18 protein-coding genes and 1 tRNA gene are annotated in these 19,600 nt (G+C 44.0%); 14 read left to right on the top strand and 5 right to left on the bottom strand.

The window, feature by feature from the left end:
• Positions 1 to 181: 181 nt before the first annotated feature.
• A complete protein-coding gene (locus AAHN97_RS19025; protein WP_343303654.1) occupies positions 182 to 358 on the bottom strand; it encodes a hypothetical protein in 177 nt (58 codons plus the stop codon).
• A 208-nt stretch (positions 359 to 566) separates the two neighbouring features.
• On the opposite strand from AAHN97_RS19025, the gene AAHN97_RS19020 reads away from it, so the two are divergent.
• From AAHN97_RS19020 to AAHN97_RS18980, 9 genes are all read left to right on the top strand, one after another.
• Positions 567 to 640, top strand: a tRNA-Asp gene (locus tag AAHN97_RS19020).
• 168 nt (positions 641 to 808) lie between these two features.
• On the top strand, positions 809 to 1,417 hold the full coding sequence (locus tag AAHN97_RS19015) for a hypothetical protein (RefSeq protein WP_343303653.1): 609 nt from the start codon (positions 809 to 811) through the stop codon (positions 1,415 to 1,417).
• Between the two features lie 148 nt (positions 1,418 to 1,565).
• Positions 1,566 to 1,904: a ubiquitin-like domain-containing protein gene (locus AAHN97_RS19010; protein ID WP_343303652.1), complete on the top strand. Its 339-nt coding sequence runs from the start codon at positions 1,566 to 1,568 to the stop codon at positions 1,902 to 1,904.
• 190 nt (positions 1,905 to 2,094) lie between these two features.
• Positions 2,095 to 2,472, top strand: coding sequence for a hypothetical protein (locus tag AAHN97_RS19005; RefSeq protein ID WP_343303651.1), 378 nt, complete (start codon positions 2,095 to 2,097; stop codon positions 2,470 to 2,472).
• 109 nt (positions 2,473 to 2,581) lie between these two features.
• A complete protein-coding gene (locus AAHN97_RS19000) occupies positions 2,582 to 3,982 on the top strand; it encodes a S41 family peptidase (RefSeq protein WP_343303649.1) in 1,401 nt (466 codons plus the stop codon).
• Between the two features lie 75 nt (positions 3,983 to 4,057).
• The gene (locus AAHN97_RS18995) at positions 4,058 to 4,480 is read left to right on the top strand and encodes a DoxX family membrane protein (RefSeq protein WP_343303648.1); all 423 of its coding nucleotides are present in this window, start codon (positions 4,058 to 4,060) and stop codon (positions 4,478 to 4,480) included.
• Positions 4,481 to 4,513: 33 nt separating this feature from the next.
• Complete coding sequence (locus AAHN97_RS18990) at positions 4,514 to 5,086, top strand: Crp/Fnr family transcriptional regulator (RefSeq protein WP_343303647.1); 573 nt, start codon at positions 4,514 to 4,516, stop codon at positions 5,084 to 5,086.
• 53 nt (positions 5,087 to 5,139) lie between these two features.
• Positions 5,140 to 5,583 (top strand): DinB family protein, encoded by a 444-nt coding sequence (locus AAHN97_RS18985; RefSeq protein ID WP_343303646.1) that lies wholly within the window; start codon positions 5,140 to 5,142, stop codon positions 5,581 to 5,583.
• Positions 5,584 to 5,588: 5 nt separating this feature from the next.
• Positions 5,589 to 6,218, top strand: coding sequence for a hypothetical protein (locus AAHN97_RS18980; protein ID WP_343303645.1), 630 nt, complete (start codon positions 5,589 to 5,591; stop codon positions 6,216 to 6,218).
• Here the strand turns inward: AAHN97_RS18980 and AAHN97_RS18975 are convergent.
• The 3 genes from AAHN97_RS18975 to AAHN97_RS18965 form a co-directional block, all read right to left on the bottom strand.
• Complete coding sequence (locus tag AAHN97_RS18975) at positions 6,189 to 6,836, bottom strand: hypothetical protein (RefSeq protein WP_343303644.1); 648 nt, start codon at positions 6,834 to 6,836, stop codon at positions 6,189 to 6,191. The two genes, AAHN97_RS18980 and AAHN97_RS18975, sit on opposite strands and share 30 nt — an antisense overlap.
• A 16-nt stretch (positions 6,837 to 6,852) precedes the next feature.
• The gene (locus AAHN97_RS18970) at positions 6,853 to 9,591 is read right to left on the bottom strand and encodes an endopygalactorunase (RefSeq protein ID WP_343303643.1); all 2,739 of its coding nucleotides are present in this window, start codon (positions 9,589 to 9,591) and stop codon (positions 6,853 to 6,855) included.
• A 124-nt stretch (positions 9,592 to 9,715) separates the two neighbouring features.
• The gene (locus AAHN97_RS18965; protein WP_343303642.1) at positions 9,716 to 11,821 is read right to left on the bottom strand and encodes a GDSL-type esterase/lipase family protein; all 2,106 of its coding nucleotides are present in this window, start codon (positions 11,819 to 11,821) and stop codon (positions 9,716 to 9,718) included.
• Positions 11,822 to 11,986: 165 nt separating this feature from the next.
• Here AAHN97_RS18965 and AAHN97_RS18960 point away from each other — a divergent pair, with 165 nt between their 5' ends.
• The 4 genes from AAHN97_RS18960 (at position 11,987) to AAHN97_RS18945 (ending at position 17,857) form a co-directional block, all read left to right on the top strand.
• Positions 11,987 to 14,116, top strand: coding sequence for a GH92 family glycosyl hydrolase (locus AAHN97_RS18960; protein ID WP_343303641.1), 2,130 nt, complete (start codon positions 11,987 to 11,989; stop codon positions 14,114 to 14,116).
• Positions 14,117 to 14,515: 399 nt separating this feature from the next.
• Positions 14,516 to 16,510, top strand: a complete 1,995-nt coding sequence (gene tkt / locus AAHN97_RS18955) for a transketolase (protein ID WP_343303640.1) — start codon at positions 14,516 to 14,518, stop codon at positions 16,508 to 16,510.
• The gene (locus AAHN97_RS18950) at positions 16,497 to 17,105 is read left to right on the top strand and encodes an HAD family hydrolase (RefSeq protein WP_343303639.1); all 609 of its coding nucleotides are present in this window, start codon (positions 16,497 to 16,499) and stop codon (positions 17,103 to 17,105) included. Before tkt ends, AAHN97_RS18950 begins: the two co-directional genes overlap by 14 nt.
• Positions 17,102 to 17,857 carry an HAD-IIB family hydrolase gene (locus AAHN97_RS18945; protein ID WP_343303638.1) on the top strand — a complete coding sequence of 252 codons (756 nt, stop codon included), beginning with the start codon at positions 17,102 to 17,104 and terminating at the stop codon, positions 17,855 to 17,857. The genes AAHN97_RS18950 and AAHN97_RS18945 overlap by 4 nt, the downstream gene beginning before the upstream one ends.
• Here AAHN97_RS18945 and AAHN97_RS18940 read toward each other — a convergent pair.
• Complete coding sequence (locus AAHN97_RS18940) at positions 17,811 to 18,320, bottom strand: PPC domain-containing DNA-binding protein (protein ID WP_343303637.1); 510 nt, start codon at positions 18,318 to 18,320, stop codon at positions 17,811 to 17,813. The genes AAHN97_RS18945 and AAHN97_RS18940 overlap by 47 nt on opposite strands.
• 57 nt (positions 18,321 to 18,377) lie before the next feature.
• Between AAHN97_RS18940 and AAHN97_RS18935 the strand changes: the two genes are divergently transcribed.
• The gene (locus AAHN97_RS18935) at positions 18,378 to 19,589 is read left to right on the top strand and encodes a DUF763 domain-containing protein (protein WP_343303636.1); all 1,212 of its coding nucleotides are present in this window, start codon (positions 18,378 to 18,380) and stop codon (positions 19,587 to 19,589) included.
• Positions 19,590 to 19,600: the final 11 nt, after the last annotated feature.

The following is a 19,600-nucleotide window of genomic DNA, read 5'->3' as shown; positions in this document are numbered from 1 at the left end:
CGATCCTGTCCTACGAAAATATTATACATGTCCAAACAATCATTTCTTCTTCAAGAATATGCCATCAGGTATGCTGCCTGTCCGGCATTTGGGCAGATCTTTTTCTTTCACACCAAATAACTTGGCAATTACCATTGCTGTATTCTTATTGCTATTATACATACCTGTTATGCCGGATTTTTTAATTCCCGGGCCTCACGGTACCTGCATTTCTTCCATACTGGTGCCTGGCTGTTTTAAATTCATCAACACTGAAGCCGTCAAGGCCAATAATAACAACCCGTTTCTGCGAAAAGGCGTACTGAATGGAGAAATTCATTAAAACGGCTGCCAGGCAGACTAATCTGATTATCTTCATGTTATAGTATATTTTCCCTCATCAAAATAGCAAATATTTCTTAATAGGAATTATTTTTACTTTATAGGAAAATAAATGCATTGGGTAATCTTTAGCCTTAGAATATCAGATTTTTTAGCAGAAATATTTGGAGGTTTGAGATTAAAATTTCTATATTTGCAGCCCCTCAAAGGAATAACAGCAGGTCTTAAAAGCCCGCTGATATTGAGGATCGGTAGTTCAGTTGGTTAGAATGCCGCCCTGTCACGGCGGAGGTCGCGGGTTCGAGTCCCGTCCGGTCCGCAGAAAGCGAAAAGGATTGTTCCTTTTCGCTTTTTTCGTTTAGAAAGCCCTTCAGAAAACAACTTCCCCATATTGCCCTGACTTATAATAAAATATAATATTACTATTATATTAATATAATTTATTACTTTTAACTCCTCATTATAAACCTAAAAATTCTATATCCCTATGAAGTTCTTTAAAGCCAGCTTATTGCTTTTATCTGCTGCTATGTTTACTGTTGACCTGAAAGCCCAGGATTTTGAGAAAGCAGATCTTTCATTTCTTGATGGGCAAACCAAATTCAACATTGAATACAATTATGATAATATGATGGTGGCAGATGCTAAGGAAGAAACATACAAAAAGGAAAAAATTGCCAAGTTCAACGAAAAACAACCAGGTAAAGGTGAACGCTGGGCAGAAAAATGGATCAATGCCCGTGCGCTGACCTATGAACCTATGTTCGAAGAGCTGATCAGTAAATATGTATTTAAAGCCAATGGTGGTGTGATTGCAAAAAATCAGGATGGTGCAAAGTATACAGTGTATGTAAAAACAGTGAACACAGATCCGGGATGGAATGCAGTTGTAATGAAAAGAAATCCGAAATGTGTTTTTGAGATCAGTATTGTAGAAATAGCTACCGGAACAGTAAAAGCAAAAGGTGAATTGAAGGCGAACGGTGTTTTAATGGGAGGCAGCGACTGGGATTTTGACCCCACCAACAGCATCAAGGAATGTTATGCCAAGGCCGGTAAAGAAGTAGGTAAAAAGATCGCAAAAGCGGTTAAATAAACGAAACATACTAATAAAAAAAGCGCCTCCGGAAACAGAGGCGCTTTTTTTATTTCTCAGAAGAGAACATATACTGCTTTGGGCTGATACAAGGATGCAGTAAGTTCTGTTTACTTTGATTATTCAATAAACCCTTAAGAACTATTTTATGAAAAAACTATTGACCATGCTGGCCATCCTGATGGCTATTTCAGGAACTATCACCACTACCGCACAGATCTCTGCATCGGTTACTACAACTGAAGAACCGCAACCACATCCCAATAACCTTTATGTAAAGGGGAAAAGAGCAGATGGCACCACATTTACACTTTGGTTATTAGTATTCCCCACCTCTGTGGTAGGTGATGTGAAAGCCCAGGCAGGGGTAATGGCAGGTGTGGATGTGAGTACTAAATCCCTGTATTACAACGGCCAGGCACTTGATGACAGTCTTACGCTGAGTGCGTATGGTATTGGAAGCAATGTTTGGGTAACATTACGCTAGTTGAAATGGCATAAAGGGTTGCCGGATTCCGGCAACCCTTTATTTAAGATGAAAAACCTGCTGTTCGTGTGATTAAATTGTTGTTGATTATTTTCCCCATAATGCATTACTACGGCTGTTTCGCCTGTTTGGTATGCTAATTGCAAACACTTGGTTAGAACTATTTCTTAATTATTGAAAAACCAAGTGTATGAAACTAACGCTTAAGATTGTCGGAGTACTATTGTTGTCAGCTTTCCTGATGGGGTCCTGCAGTAAGGATACAGACCCTGCTGATGTAGACGTTTTCGCTGGTACATTTAGAGGTAAGATAGGATATACAGATGCTGAGAAAAATATTAGCCAGGATAATGGTAGTGTCTTTGTCACCAAAATAGGTACCCGTTATGATTTCAGATTTTCAGACGGCATTCCGGACCTTACCGGTGTTCAGTTTGAGAGAAAAGATGATAATACTATGGTCAGCGTAGGTTCCGATGGAACCGGCCTTATTACCATCAATAAGGATAGACTGGTGATAGGATTTGCAAGATCCGGCCGGAGCTGGTCGGCAGATTGTGGACGATAGGATATTCAGATACATAAATAAAAGCGCAGAATAGTATCTGCGCTTTTTTTCTGTTTTTTAGATATATTGTAAGCCATAACTGAAGCATGGCATTTAAAAAATGAACGCAATGAAGCTTAAGACCCTTTGCCTGATACTATGTACCGCAACCAGCGCTTTTTCCCAATCCATAACAAAAGACCAGATGCGGGAAGACCTGGATACCTTAATCCACAACATCACCCGCATATCTCCACACATTGCTGTCAAAAAAGATGTCTGGAAATATGACGCTATACAGGAGATGAAGAATTTAAGAAAGAGGATCGATACTATTTCATCTGACCTTTCCTATTATATCCTGTTGCAACAGGCGCTTACACTTTCACAGGATATGCATACCAGCACCTGGTATCCGCTTTCCGACTGGGCACAACCATTGAACAATGCTTACCAGCGTATCCGTAATTCTTTCAGGATGGCTATTCCCAATACTTATATGAACGGAAAATATATCATCCGTGAGGCATTCGTGTATGAAAAAGATACCATTGCGATCGGGTCGGAGATAACGCAAATTGAGGGGCAACCTGTGGATATATATGTACGGCAGCATCTTTCCGGCAGGTATTATTCATATGATATGAAGCAGGGAAAATTCTTTGGTGCCGGGTTCTTCAAGAATTTTGAAACAATTTTCCGTGATAGCCTCTCTTACAGTTTCCGCCTTCCTTCAGGTCTTGTGAAGAATATTACCATGTCCACCCGCGAATTTACACGTTATGTACCAGTGGGGTACAAAAGAAAGAATATGACGCGTGTGGAGTTTTGGGAACCTGAAAACATCCTCTATATCCGCCTGACGGAAATGAACGCAGATTCTATCCCTTTCCTGCAAAGAGAACTTGCCAGGTATAAGAACCGTACACAGGATATCAAACGGATCATCATCGATTTCAGGGGTAATCCGGGGGGAGATGATACTACCTGGCAATCCCTCTATGCAGCAGTACTCCCATCAAAGGTTTCTTATCCTTTAAAACTTAGTGCGAATAAAGGTTTTGGGAAAGAAAAGGAAACGCGTTCCCTCTTAGCCAAATATGGATTACACTCCCTGGTAGATAAAACAGAAAGACTGGAACCCTCGGATTCCTCCCTGCATTTTACCGGCAAGATCTTCGTTTTATTTGAAGATCATTATTCCAGTGCCGGCAGTGCTATGATCATCCCGAATGCCAGGAAGGACGACCAGATCATTTCTGTAGGCCGAAAAACAGGAACCTTCCTGGGAGTAGGTTATGCCCCGCTGGTCTTTACACTTCCTCATTCAAAACTGCGCTACCGCATTGCGCCTTCTATTGAAACTACCGGGGTTGGCCGTGCCGGGGATCTGATGCATGACGACCTTGAGATTGAGGTGCCATACGATATCCGGGATTTCGAAGCTACGGCAACTTACACCGGCAACCTGAACGACAAAGCTTACCTGCTCCATTATGACCCTTTTATCAGGGTTGTTATGCAACATTGAGCCATTTCTTGATCTGGATTAAGATTTCCTGATGCAGAGACTCCTATTTTTACCAGGCAAAACTTAATCAAGATCATGAATAAGCACATAGCAAATGCACAATTTCTGCTGAGGCTCGCACTCGGTATAGGGTTTATCTTACCTGTCCTGGACCGTATGGGAGTAATTGGCGCTCCCGGAAGCAATGGTGTGGCATGGGGTAACTGGAGTAACTTCGTGGACTATACGCATTCCTTAGTACCCTACTTAAGCCGTTCACTGGCAGATATTGCAGGACTGACCGCAACCATCTTAGAAGTAGTATTCGGTGTTCTGCTGATCATAGGTTACAAAACAAAATGGGCAGCACTTGGCAGCTTTGGCCTCACGCTGATCTTTGCTATCAGCATGTTCTTCTTTTCAAATTATAGAGCACCGTTTAGTTATTCCGTGTTCGTGGTGAGCTTTTCCAGTTTATTGCTGGCGGGCCTTCCCCACCATAAATGGAGTCTGGATTAAGATGCCTATATTAGCAGGCAAAACATCCGGCCTATGGCTTTCTTATCAAGTGTTTTTACAGAGAATAGTTATTCAAAGGAAGAACAGGAGAAGATCATTTCTAAGTTTAAAGCAATAGACTTTAAGAAGAATGATTTTCTTTTAAAAGAAGGTAAGACCACCAATGCCTATTGGTTCATGGAAAAGGGTTTTGCCCGTTCTTTTGTGATAGACACAGAAGGAAATGATATCAGTACAAACTTCTTCTCTCCAGGGGACATTGCCATCGACTGGCCTTCTTTTTTCCTGAGGATACCTACCCGGGAAAATATACAGGCCCTCACGGACTGTCATTGCTGGGAAATAAACTTCGATGACTTTCAGGAACTCTTCCACGGTATACAAACCTTCAGGGAACAGGGGAGGGCAAGACTGGTCAGCAGCTACTTTGCATTGAAAACCCACACTATTTCCATGATTGCCGATCAGGCAAAAGACCGGTACAAAAAACTGGAAGCAGAAAAACCACTGCTGCTGCAAAATATATCCCTGAAACAACTCGCCACTTACCTGGGTATCACAGATACTTCTCTCAGCCGCATCCGCAAGGAATTATCGGGCAAATAGATTTCTTGCCATATGGCAAGACCGGAATGTTCCCGGCATGGTAGCTTTATGTCATGAATACGATATTTAATGATGCAGACAGGAACAGCCTGATCGAAAGGCTGAAAGTCCTCCCGCCAAACAGCGAAGCCCAATGGGGCAAAATGACGGTTTACCAGATGCTGAAGCACTGCCGGTTAAACGAAGAAATGCTCCAGGGAAGAAAACATTACCCCAGGTTATTCATCGGCCGCCTCTTCGGAAAAATGGCATTGAAGGGCATATTGAAGGACGACAGCGAGATGAAGAAAAATCAACCTACACATCCGGCGCTTAAAATAAAAGATACCGGGGACTTTGAACAGGAAAAAAAGCAATTGATCAGGCTCCTGACAGCATATGAAAACCTGGTACCGGCGGAGCTCATGCATCCTTTTTTTGGTAAAATGACCCGGCAACAGGTAGGTCAGTTTGCATTTAAACATACGGACCATCACCTCAGACAGTTTAATCATTAGATCTTATGCCCGTAGTTTTTCTCTTTATTGCTTTTCTCTCATTGTACCTGCTGTACTCTGGTACCGGCAGAGATCTGAAAGTATTGACTATATATGGTGTTTGGGGAGCGCTGGTTGCTGTACTTTCGTATGCCGGCTTTTTCAGACATTTTCCTTTTGGTATGCTAATGATCATAGTGTCTGTTACCCTGCTTACCGTTTATTTCTACAGGATTAAAACCCTGAACACTAAATACCTGCTGGCCATTCATATTTTACGGATACCGGTGGAGATCATCCTTTTTCAATTATACCTGCAAAAACAGGTGCCCATTCAGATGACATTCAAAGGCTGGAATTTTGATATCGTTATTGGTATCACTGCAGTGCTGCTGATTTTTAGTAAAAATATCCCTCCGCTGTTATTTAAGATATGGAACGTAGCTGGCCTTTGCTTCCTGGCTACCATAGTGAGTATAGCCATACTGGCGGGGCCTACACCTATCCAGCAGATAGGATTTGAGCAACCCAATGTTGCGATCCTTACTTTCCCCTATACCCTTTTACCTGCTGTGATTGTACCAGCTGTATTGTTATCACATCTGCTTTGTTTAAAAGGACCCGGGTTAAGAAGCAAGTCTGTAGAGCAAAAGTAATGCTAGTATGCAAAAAGCCGCCAATGAGGTCCAGCGCCTTGTCTCTGTTGTTACATTGAAGAATGCCAGTATTTCTTTTTGCCATAAGGAAATAGAAATGAAGAGGTTCAGGAAGGTGATAGCCATAAAAGTAGCGCCTTGAACTGTGTCCAGTCCTATATACTTTAAAAGACTGTCCAGTTGTATGATCCTGCCGCCGGCAGTTATAGAAGCACTGATGAAGGTAAGTATCCAACCCCATGTTTTTCCTTTCAGCAGCAGATAGAATACAAATGCACTATAAACAAAGGGTATGAAAGAAACGAGCAAAACAGAAGTATCCCTTATCGATCCATCGTAGAAAAACACTTTTGCTGTGTTATAGAATTTCCATAAGAATTCCAATGCCAGCAGTACCAGTAAAAGGGTGAGCAGTTTGGGTGGTTTCGCTTCTTCCGTTAGTTCGAAGGAATCCAGCAGGTGAATAGAATTTACCTTTTCCTCTTTTACACCTCTTTCCTTCAGTATCCTCAAAGCGGCATCCACCGCATCCGGCTGATAAGCATCAGGCTGCTGCGTGATCTTCTGTAATTCAGTATCGGGATAATCCTTGTATCGTTCGTAAAAATCGAAATGCATATAGATAAATATACATCTATAACTCCATATTTTCTACAGTTACCCCGGATGAGTTTTTCAGCTTGACCACTACTTTAGTGTCTTTGGACCGTACCACTTTTACATCTTTGATCTTTGCACCTTTCACATCGTCCAGGAATATGGGATACCGGCCATCGGGCTGCTCTACACTAAAGCTGCTTTTGGTAACGGTTAATCCATTTGCATGCCTTACCCAGAGTCCATAGGAAGGCTGTACTTTCAGATTAGAGGCATTGTATTGCCCTACACCCAGTTCAGGAGGAGTGGCTGTGGTATCCGATGCAAGGTTACCACCTTTTACCAATACCTGTACATCATTGAACGTAATGTTTTTGATATACCCGGTATGATTACCATTGGGCAGTTTGAAATCTATTCCGTTATCAGGTAAGCTGTAACCGGCTACTATCGGGGTAGCTCTTCGCTGCGAGCCATCGTAAGCTTTCCAGCGGACCTTTCCGCTGAAGGAACTGCCTGCATATACTTCATACACATCTATGCCGTTGATGATGATATTCTCTACCTGTCCGATGTTCACATTTTTCACCAGTAATTCATTGTGTGGTACGCCATTGTCTGTGAAAGCATACTTTCCTACTTCCGCACCAAGTATACGTGCCCTGTTGGATATTGAAATGAAGAAGGGGGTAAAGGAACGGTACATCTTTGAGCGGGAATGTAAAGTACCGGTATGACCGCAGTTGAGATGGATGTCCTTGATATGGGCACCATCATTGGTAGAAATAGAGAAACCTGCTTTGTTGGCACCGAGTATATATATGTTGTCTACACAGATGTCTTTGATATCATCAGCAGTTTCTGATCCTATCTGGAACAGGTTGCAATTAGTGTCTCCGATCACATTGCGAACACGGTAGTGACTGGCAGGACGGGTAAAGCCCAGGGAACAATCCGATCCTGGTTTTACGATATCGTCTGAACTTACTTTTGAATAGATATTGGTCACTGTCACATTATTGCAGGCCATGAAGTCGTAGATATCCCTTACGGAAGAAGTATTTTGTTTACCGAAATAGGTATCATGCACATGGATGTTATCAGTGCCGGTAGCCAGTAACACAAAGTGTCCTGCACGGTCTATGTGCAGCATATTGTCTGTTTCCCTGTTGTTGCCCAAGTAATAGGGCTCGTCTTTCTTTTCATCATACCAGAGATCTTCTTCCCGGTGGATACCGCCTATTTCAAGATTGGTACACAGTTTCAGGGTGAACATTTTATCGGCACGGCTATCGGGAGCATTGTTCATCACTTTATCGCTGGTATTCAGATTGCCGTTGCCGGTGATGTAACCATTACCTATGATCTTTATATTATCCAGCCGTTCTCCGAAGAACATGGTGTTCCTGAAATAGTGGTGCCCCACATCCTGTTTGGTCATATAGTTTTCAGGATCTTCATAAGGACCGGCATCGGTAGGCGAGAGGCCGGAACGATATTTTTTATCGCTGAACCAGGTGGTTTCAGGCGTATCGGCTCCTTTTAATGCCTGGATGGTAGCGCCTTTTTCAACATAGAGATATACATTGCTTTTCAGGTGAACAGTCCTTACGTTGTAAGTACCATTGCTGAATAATAAGGTGCCGCCTCCAATTTGGTGCAGGTATGCAATGGCTTCATTGATCTTTTCTGTATCATCTTCACCTTTTAAACCGAACGCTTTGATATCCATTTTGCCGGAATAGAAATATACGGTATTGGAAAAGCCGTTGCCTTTTACAGCCAGCCTGAATGCATGTAGTTTATTGGGCTGCAAACCTTCGATGGTAACATTGTTATGCTCAATCTTAACAGGAGAAGGTAACCATGTTTTCCCTTTATCCAATGAATGCATCAGCGTGATGCCGGAAGCTTTGCTCAGGGCACTCCATTTAAAACTGACTTTTGTATAGGTGGAAGGTGTTTCCTTATAGGTAAGACTTTTGTCCAGTTCTCTTTCAAAGTCTGTAATAGTCTGAACAGCCTGAAGATTGGCTGTTGCGGCTGCACTGTTCAGCACTTCGGGCTGGGAAGTGGAATAATCAGCTTTGAAAGCATACGTTCCTGCTTTATTCAGTTGTACATCCCTGATCACAACAATAACATCTTCCCCATTAGCTGGCCGAAGGTCCAGCTGCCCCAAAGTAAGGATCGTACCAGCGTTTGAACGGTTTATATCAGCCACGCCCACTTTTGAATAGGAGTATTTTGTACCTGTACGGCCTATTGACTGGTTCGGCAGGTTTCTTAATAATACCTCACCACGGCCGATCACATTCACGGTTACATTATCCGGCGTAACCTGGATGCCGGCAGGAATATGGAAACGGACTGTTGTCTGCGGACTTCTTTGCCCTGCAGTAAAAAACAGGGAGATATTCCTTTTGGTATTGACGGTGATCCGTTGCTGCGCTAAACGCAATTGCGGGCTGAGTGCGCTGCGCTCTTCTTTTATGTGATAGGCTTTAGCATTAATGAACAGCTTATTGCCTGCTATCTTATATTCACCCGGTCCACGCAGAAAAGCCAGCTCTGCCAGCAATTGTTGCTCATTTGCTTTGGTGGAAACCAGTCCTTCATTTTCCTTGGTATCTACGGTAAAGGCATAAGTAGTTCCGGTGGCTGTCACCAGGGTATCTTTAGTGATCCGGACAATATGAGGTGCCTGTGCTTTTGCTTCAATAGCAAAGCCAATGAAGGAGAAAAAGGGTACCAGTACCCATGACAATTTCTTCATGTGTGTAGTGTAAAGACTATTTTAATAACGTGGCAAATGTGCCGGGGCACATTATGTCTTAAAAGTAGCTGTTAAAAATACGCACTTGTGATATAAAGTTGTCATTTAGTACCCTGATTTTCACCTAAAGCAGGTTGTCTATCACTGGTTTTAAGGCCAATGCCCACAGGCGGTATCCATTTTTTGCCAGGTGGATGCCATCATTGGAATAAGTGCCGGGGATAATATCTCCATCCTCCTGGATAAATGTATTGGATAAAGGGAAGTAAGAGGCTGCGGTTTTACTGGCAGACAGGATCTCGTGGATCCTTTCATATTTCCTGCGGCGGTCTGTATCTTTTTTCAAACTCGTAGGCAGCGGGCCGGTTAATATAATTTTGGTGGAAGGCATATGGGTCTTTGTCCATTTTTCAATGGCCAGGATACCTGTTGCGATCTCTTCGGCACTGTCGTCCCCAAAATTATTCACGCCAATAGTGATCACCATTACTTTGGGTTTCGCTTTAGCATAGTTGCCATGTTGCAGGCGCCATAATATATTCTGGGTACGGTCTCCGGAAATGCCTGCACATTCCCAGCTGCGGCCTGCAAATACAGAATCAAAGATAGCAAAGGCCGGTTTGCTGGTTACATAGGTCCTTGTTCCGCCGGTACCTTGTGTGATGGAATTCCCTAAGAACAGGATATCCAGGTTCTTCCTGGCATCCAGCAGGCTGTCTATGTTCCTGAACTGTGCCCACCAATCCTTTCCTTCCGTCCAGCCTGCACCGGAGCGATATTCAACACCGGGAGCAGCAATGGCTGCGAAGTTGAATTTGTTGCCGGTTGCGTGTAGGATGAAGTCTGCAATGAGCGTAGGATTAGGCAGGCTATGCGGATGATGTTTTCCTTCAGGTTTATGAATAACGGTGATATTTCCTCCCGCAGCTTTTACTTTTTCTTCAAAGGGATTGGTGTTTTCATCTACCGGAACTGCTTCGTCTATATCTCCCACTACATGCAGCATAGGGAATCCCAGTTGGGCAATCTTCGCTGCATTGTCCAGCGGGTTATTGTTAAACCGACTGGCTTGTTCTTCTGTGAGGTTATAATCTTTCTTGAATATCTCCCAGTCGTTTTTGCTGCCCGGGCCTTTTCCTTTTCCGCCGGGCCAGCTTTTCAGATCCAGTACGGGTGCATCAGCATAGATACAGGCTACTTTTCCCGGATTGGCCAATGCCCAGTTATAAATATAGATCCCGCCGCGGCTCATACCTTCCAGGGCTGCTCTTTTAGACAGGCCACGCTGTTGCAGGTAATCATAGAACTTGTTCCATACGCTTATGGCTTCACTATTTCCAAAGAGTTCTGCTACATCACAGAAAGCAATATGATAACCTCTTTCCAGCAGGGCAATATCTGTTTGCGGCTCGTGGCCCCAGAACCTTGCCCGCCATACCCAGGGTTTTCCTTTCACGGCTACTTTAGGCTTCACTATTTTACAACCATGGTTATTTAAAGTGAAATCCACGCATTCAAAACCATAAAAGGAACTACGTTTTTTATCTTCCTTTATCTGGGAAAAGATATCAGATGTTTTGTCTTTATTTATTTTAACCACTTCATATAACCGCCGTGCAATTACGCTGGCGCCAATAGAAGAGGGGTGTATCTTATCCGGGAACATATCTGCCTTATCTATAAACAGGGAGTATAGGTTGATGACCTCCGTACGAGTTTCATAAGCTACTTTCCGGATCATGGGGATGATCCTGTCTTTTATAATGGGATCATAGATCTGGTTGCTGTCCGGCGAAAAAGAAGGGACAGGTAGTAATAGAACGATCCGGGGTTTTGTTGCCAGTTTGCTGAAAGAAGCAATCAATGCGGTATAGTCTTTTTCGAATTCAGGATAAAAAGGCCGGTTCACTGCCTTGCTATCATTCGTGCCTAACTTGATAAAAACAATATCGGGTTTACTGGCCAGTGCTGCGGTATATTGACTGGTTTTCCAGTAAGGGTTGTTGCCGTTTTTCAGCAGGGTAGTGCCATTCACCCCAAAATTCATCACTTCGTATGCATTGCCCAGCATAGCCTGTAACTGCTGCGGATAGTTGTTGTTTTCTCTGTTCACTATACCTGCGCCATAAGTGATGCTATTGCCGATGCAGGCTATCCTGATCTTTTTCTGTGCAAAAGAAGAAAGTGCCGTGAACAGGAAGATGAGTAGGAACGTGGATCTGTGTATCATTTTATGAAAATAGCTTAGCCTGAAATATAAAACTAAGCTAAAAATGGCCATTTCAGATCCTATATTATCATGGCGGGTCACAATGAAATTCAAATTATAGCCGGCTAAATACCTTCTGTCATTTTAGCAATTTGATTATTCCGGTATATTTATATATTGGGCTATATGAGATTCCCGTTTATAGTAATGATGCTGCTGGCCGCAACTTCAGCGTATAGCCAGTCTTACACGAAGTATGTAAATACTTTTATTGGTACCGCACCGCTGACTGATCCCAAAATACTCGGGTACGAATTACCCAGGGGATGGAGATCATGGGCTGGTCTTACTTTTCCCGGATCTTCCCTGCCGAATGCCATGGTGCAGTTAAGCCCCATGACGGAATATGGATCAGGCGCCGGATATGAATATGAGGATACGGTTATTCTCGGTTTTACGCATACCAATAAAGGCCACTGGAACCTTTGCAATATTCCCATTCTGCCATTGTCAAACCCCGGCGAAAAATTTGGTTCCCGGTTCTCACATAAAAAGGAAAATGCTGCACCCGGTTTTTACCAGGTATACCTGGATGATTACAATGTGCAGGTGAACCTTACATCTACTTTAAGATGCGGATACCACCAGTACACCTATAAGAACAATACAGGCAGGCAGATCTTATTCGATCTCGCACGGGCCAATAACAGGGTCTCCAACTGGAACATAGAACAGGTGGGGAATAATGTGCTGCAGGGTTTTCAGCAAATGGGAGAACGGATCTATTTCTATGCCATCCTGAATACAAATATTGAGAAGCTGGAAAAGAAGGATGAAGGTCAACGCAGTGGTTTTGCCATCGTTCACGTAGCAAATGGCCAGGCAGGGAATGTTGAGCTGAAAATAGGATTATCTTTTGTGAGCATCGAAAATGCCAAACAAAATCTGCAGCAGGAAATTGGCAATAAAACCTTCTCACAGGTCCGCAATGAGGCCACGCAGAAATGGGAAACCTTATTATCATCCATCCAGGTGAAGGGAGGAACAGAAAAACAAAAGCAGATGTTCTATTCCTGCTTATACAGATCATTCCTCTGGCCCGCGTTACGCAGTGATGTAAATGGAGAATTCACAGATGCTAAACGCCAGGTGGCAAAAGCAGATTTCAATTACTACACGGAACCCTCTTTATGGGATACCTACCGGAATAAAGATGTGTTGTTGGGATTGATCTCTCCACAGGTAACATTGGATGTGATTAAGTCCATGAAGGATGTGGGAGATAAGAGAGGATTCATTCCTACTTTCTTTCATGGAGACCATGGTGCTTCTTCCATTGCAGGCGCATACCTGAGAGGTATCGACAATTTTGATGTGAAGGGTACTTACGATATCCTGTTAAAGAATGCCAATGTTTCAGGAGGTGCGCGTCCGCATATCACGGAGTACATAGAAAAAGGTTACATCTCTGATCCGGATATCCCGAACCCTAATGTGGAAACAAAGGCAAAAGCCGGCGTATCCAAAACTTTGGAATATTCCTACGATGATTACTCCCTGGCCCAAATGGCAAAGAAATTAGGGGACACCGCCAACTACAGGATACTGATGGCCAGATCTAAGAACTACAAAAATATGTTCGATCCCTCCACCCGGTTTATGAGAGGCCGGTTGGAAAATGGCGAATGGATCAAACCCTTTAACCCGCAGTACCCCTATTATGAATATATGTACAGGGAAGCCAATGCCTGGCAGGTATCTTTCTTCGCACCGCATGATATGAAAGGCCTCATAGAACTATACGGTGGTGCAAAAGGTTTTGAATCTAAACTGGATTCACTTTTTACCGTTCCCTGGAACCCTAAACACATTGCAAGGAATGTGGAAACCATGATAGGCCAATACTGTCATGGCAACCAACCGGATCATGAAGCGCCTTTTGCTTATTACTTTATAGACAAACCGGAAAAGTCCCAGAAAATGATCGATACTATCCTTAATAGCCTGTACGGCATAGGAGAAGAAGGACTGGCACTTTGCGGAATGGACGATGCAGGAGAGATGTCTGCCTGGTATGTGTTTGGCGCACTGGGTTTATACACTTACTCCGCTACCGATCCGGAATATCTTGTAACCGTGCCGCTTTTTGATGAAGTGAAATGGAAAACCAGTACCGGTAAATTATTAACGATAACAAAACCCGGGAAAGGCAGGAGCTTAACGGGCATAAAAGTGAATGGGAAAGAAAACAAAGGATATTTCGTGCCACATGACCTGTTCAAAAACGGGGGTAAGATAGAAATAGCTACAAAGTGACATAAAAAAGCGAAAACGATATCCGTTTTCGCTTTTTAGTTCCTTTTCTGCTGGCCTGGAGCAAATGGCTTGGCAGATTTTGTTCCTGCTGCTTTTTTCATCTGACCAGGTGGTACTTTTCCACTGTTTCCGGCAGTTCTTGGTATATAACATGAGCTTGCCAGCATCATTCCGGCAACTATCAGCACTAAGTATGTTCTTCTCATATCATACTTGCTGCTAATAACATGCCAAATTATGCACCCTTCCGCTTTCACACCAATGCCGGCGCAATTAAGATTGTCTTTTTCATAAGGCAGAGATCCTCCTAAAACAGACTGGCTGTTTTGTTGTGAAGTCCAGATTTTCTTTGTTGTGGAGCCCAGAACTATTTGGCACTATACCTGTTATTCATAGTGTATGAAAACCGTTGAACAATCTGGTATAAATACCGTACGTGTACTGGCTGCGGACGCAGTACAGAAAGCCAAATCCGGCCATCCGGGAACACCCATGGGACTTGCCCCAATTGGCCACGTTTTGTGGACGGAAAGCATGAATTATAATCCACACAATCCTTCCTGGGCCAATCGGGACCGTTTTATTTTATCTGCCGGCCATGCCTGTATGCTGCAATACATCTTTATGCACCTCACAGGTTATGATGTTACCATGGATGATCTTAAAAACTTCCGGCAGTTACACAGTAGAACAGCCGGCCATCCTGAGTATGGTTTATTGCCCGGCATTGAGGTGACCACGGGTCCCCTGGGCCAGGGTTTTGCCAATGGTGTAGGTTTTGCCATTGCGCAGCAATACATGGCCGAACGGTACAACAAACCCGGCTTTGATCTTTTCGACTATAAGATCTACGCCATTTGCAGCGATGGGGATATCATGGAAGGTATAACCGCTGAAGCTGCATCCATAGCAGGGCATCTGCAATTGGGCAATATCATTTATCTCTATGATGATAATCATATCACTATTGAAGGCAGCACTTCCCTGGCTATCGATGAAGATGTGGCCAAACGTTTTGAAGCATATGGCTGGCATGTGCAGGAATTGCCGGATGGTAACGATCTCAAAGCGCTATCTGCTGCTATTAAGAATGCACAGGCTGAAACCAGCCGCCCTTCCCTGATCAAAGTACGTACACATATCGGTTATGGCAGTCCGAATAAAGTAGATACCGCTGCTGCGCATGGCGCCCCCCTCGGAGAAGATGAGGTAAAACTGGTGAAGAAGAATTTCGGCTTTGACCCGGATAAATATTTTGTGGTGCCGGAGGATGTGGCAGACTATTATCAAAAAGCTGGAAACAGAGGCACCGAAAAAGAAAACGCCTGGAACAAGCTATATCAATCCTACAAAGAGAAATACAAAGAGCTGGCAAAGGAATATGAACTGATCAGCAGTGGTAAACTCCCGGATGGCTGGCAGGAAAAATTGCCCGTATTCAAAGCAGGGGAAAAGAAGATGGCCACCCGCAAAGCTTCCGGCAAAGTACTGAATGCTATTGCAGACTACCTGCCCCAGCTGATAGGAGGCTCCGCAGATCTTTCTCCTTCTACAGACACAGATCTCGAAAAGTATGCATCCTTTGCTGCCAACAACCGCAGCGGCCGTATTTTTCATTTCGGGATAAGGGAACATGCCATGGGCGCCATATTGAATGGAATGGCCCTGAGTAAGTATCTTATTCCCTATGGCGCCACCTTCCTGATATTTTACGATTACATGCGGCCACCGGTAAGGTTAGCCGCAATCATGAAAATTCATCCTATCTTTATTTACACACACGATAGTATAGGATTGGGAGAAGACGGTACTACCCATCAGCCCGTAGAACATCTGGCCGGCTTAAGATCTGTTCCTGATCTGATAATGATCCGCCCGGCAGATGCAAATGAAACCGTAGCAGCATGGCGTGTGGCATTGGAACATAAAGATGGCCCGGTAGCTTTGATCTTAACACGCCAGGAAATACCCGTGATCGACCCGAAAAACTGCCAACTGGAAAAAGGCGCATACATCCTCTCCGAATCAGAAAAAACACCGCAGATCATTTTAATAGGTACCGGTTCTGAAGTGCAGTTATTGTTAACAGCACAGGAGCAGTTAAAAGAAGAAGGCATCGCGGCCCGTGTAGTGAGCATGCCATCCTGGGAGCTGTTTGAAAAACAGGATAACGCTTATAAAGAAAAGGTATTGCCCAAAAAACTCCGGTTACGCCTCGCAGTAGAAGCCGGATCTCCCTTAGGCTGGCATAAATATGTAACGGATGATGGTGATATTATAGGTATCGATAAATTCGGTGAATCCGCCCCCGGTGAAGAAGTGCTGAAAGAATACGGGTTCACAACAGATAATGTTGTAAAAAGAGCTAAAGCATTATTGCATGACAAGCGCTAAGGTAAAAGTCGTTTTTTCAGATGTAGGGGGAGTATTGCTGAACAATGGATGGGGACATCAATCACGCCAAAAAGCTGCCCGGGTATTTGGCCTGGATCATACAGAAATGGAAGTACTGCATAACTTCATTTTTAACGTGTATGAAATAGGTAAGATCTCCCTGGACGATTACCTGAACACCGTGGTGTTCAATCACCCCCGGGACTTTACAAAAGAAGAATTCAGAACATTTATGTTCGCAGAATCTGTTGAACTGCCGGATTTCCTGCAATGGTTCAAAGCATGGAAGCAAAGATGCCCTTGCAGGGTTATTTCAATTAATAACGAAGGAAAGGAACTCAACGATTTCCGGATTAAGAAGTTCGGCCTGCATGACTGTTTCGATGCTTTTATCTCCTCCTGTGAAGTAGGATTACGCAAGCCGGACCCTGGCATCTTTACCCTGGCGATGGGCATAGCACAGGTTTCAGCAGAAGAATGCGTTTATTTTGACGACCGGCTGATGATTGTACAGGCAGCCAACAAAATGGGAATAAAAAGTTTCCATCACCAGGATTTTGCATCTACCCGGAAAATATTGGAAGAACTGATATGAAGCAGCTCATAATATTTGATCTCGATGGCACTCTAGCAGAAAGTAAATCAGCGTTGGATGAAGAGATGGCACAGCTGCTGGAAAGTTTGTTCCGTGTAGTAAAGGTAGCGGTCATCTCGGGAGGGGACTGGAGCCAGTTTGAAAAACAGGTGCTGTCTCATATTACCGCGCATGAAAATCTTTCTCTCTTGCCTACCTGCGGTACTAAATATTACCAGTATAAAGGAGAATGGAAACAACTATATGCAGAGAACTTCTCCGTTGAAGAAAAAACAAAGATCCTCACTCAGCTGAACAGGATTGTAAAAGACCTGCCACCTGTGAGAACATGGGGTGAGCAGATCGAAGACCGGGGCAGCCAGATCACCTTTTCCGGTTTAGGCCAGGATGCGCCGCATGAAGTAAAGAAAGACTGGGACCCTGATTTTGCCAAACGTAAAGTGATAAAGGAAGCGCTGGATAAAGTCATCCCTGGATTCTCTGTGCGGATGGGTGGAGAAACATCCATCGATATCACCAAACCCGGCATCGATAAAGCTTACGGTATTCAGAAATTACGTCAGACCCTGAACATCGCAATAAAAGACATGTTATTCATCGGCGATGCATTATTTGAAGGAGGTAATGACTATCCTGCCAGGCAAACAGGAGTGGACTGTATACAGGTAAGAGACCCGCATGAAACTAAAAGAGTGGTGGAAACCATTATTTCCTGCTCGGGCGGTAGCTGGCATCAATCTGCAGCACATTAGCACCTAACGGTTGTTCCATAACCCGTTCCAGCTGTTTATCATGCACTGTAACAAGTATTTCCACAGAACCCGTTCCTACCACTGCACTCAGCAGATGTCCCCCATAAGCTTTAAAATCCCTGTCGGTAACCACGCCATGTGTATGCAGGGAAACTTTTCCTTTTTGCCAGGCAATTGAACCTTGCATGCTGGCTAGTTCTACATTGTTGAATTCCCTGGGTTCGTATTCCTTGGTGTCAAAATTGAAGAAGCCGAATTTGGCATTTACAAAACCCATCCCGCTGAAATTGGCGGAGGGGATCTTTTCTTTCAGGGCCAATGCCTCAATATGCGCTAATACATCATCACCCTGGCGGAGCACCATTAAGAAACCAACCGGCACTTTGGTGTAACGTTTAGTAGTATCCTGCGCAGTAACCTGGCCGGCAAAGAACAGGCAGCAGATAGAAAAGAATGTTTTCATAAGATCTTTAAGCTCATAACGCACTAGTCATGCCAAAAAAATGCTAAATTTGTTAGTATGAAACATGCTGGATCAGCAGATCTGCCCTTGCATTATGGTTACGTTCCCAAATGGCTGGCAGAAAGAATGGCGAAGCTGGGATTAGCTATCACGGAGTCTATCCTCGCAGAATATGGGCAGGTGGCCTTTTTGAGCCGTATGAGCAGCCCGTTCTGGTTCCAGAGCCTGGGGGCGGTGATGGGAATGGACTGGCATTCTTCCGGTATCACCACTTCTGTGATGGGTGCATTAAAAAGAGCAGTTAACCCAAATGCTAAAGAACTTGGGATCTTTATTTGTGGCGGAAAGGGGAAATTTTCCCTGGAAACACCGGATGAATTGTTGAAGATCGCAGACCAGACAGGCCTGGATGGAGAACATCTCGTCAGATGCAGTAAGCTGAGTGCAAAAGTAGATAATACTGCCCTGCAGGATGGCTTCCAGTTATACACCCATAATTTTATTGTAAGTAGTAAAGGTGACTGGACGGTGATCCAGCAGGGCATGAATGCCGGAAATAAAAAAGCACGGCGTTATCACTGGCATTCCGGGCAGATCAGTTCTTTTATTGAAGAACCGCATGCCGCCGTCTGCGGCCACAACCAGGGCCTGATCTTAAACCTCACTGCAAAGGAAGCCGGAGACACACGCCATGGAATGTTACAGCTGATGAAGGAAAAACCGGAACAGATGATACGGGAGATCCAACACCTCATTATGCCGGATAACCATGCATTAGAAGCGAAAGACGTAGACCTTAAAAGATTAGGTGCTGTATTGTGGCTGGCAAACGAACATCCTTTGCATGATTTTGAAGAGCTGTTGCTATTGAAAGGAGTGGGCCCCCGTACAATCCAGTCCTTAACCCTGGTGAGTGAAGTGATCCATGGAACACCATCCCGGTTCAAAGACCCCGCCCGTTTTGCTTTTGCACATGGTGGAAAAGACGGTCATCCTTTTCCCGTTCCCATTAAGGTATATGACGAAACAATTGCTACTCTTCAAACAGCCATACACAAAGCAAAGCTGGGCAACCAGGACAAACAGGATGCGATTAAATCATTGCACAAACTCGCTGCAATAGCAGAAAAAGATTTTGTGCCTAACGATCGTTTCGAAGCGTTGATAGAAAAGGAGCAAAATGATTCCTGGAAATATGGCGGGCGTACTGTGTTTGGAAAAGCAAAGCCACCTGAAAAGGCAAAAGGTTATCAGCTAAGATTGTTCTAAAAAAAAGCCCG

The sequence above is a fragment of the Chitinophaga niabensis genome (assembly GCF_039545795.1).
Classification (GTDB): Bacteria; Bacteroidota; Bacteroidia; order Chitinophagales; family Chitinophagaceae; genus Chitinophaga; species Chitinophaga niabensis_B.
This window is presented reverse-complemented; position numbering and strand designations above follow the sequence as displayed.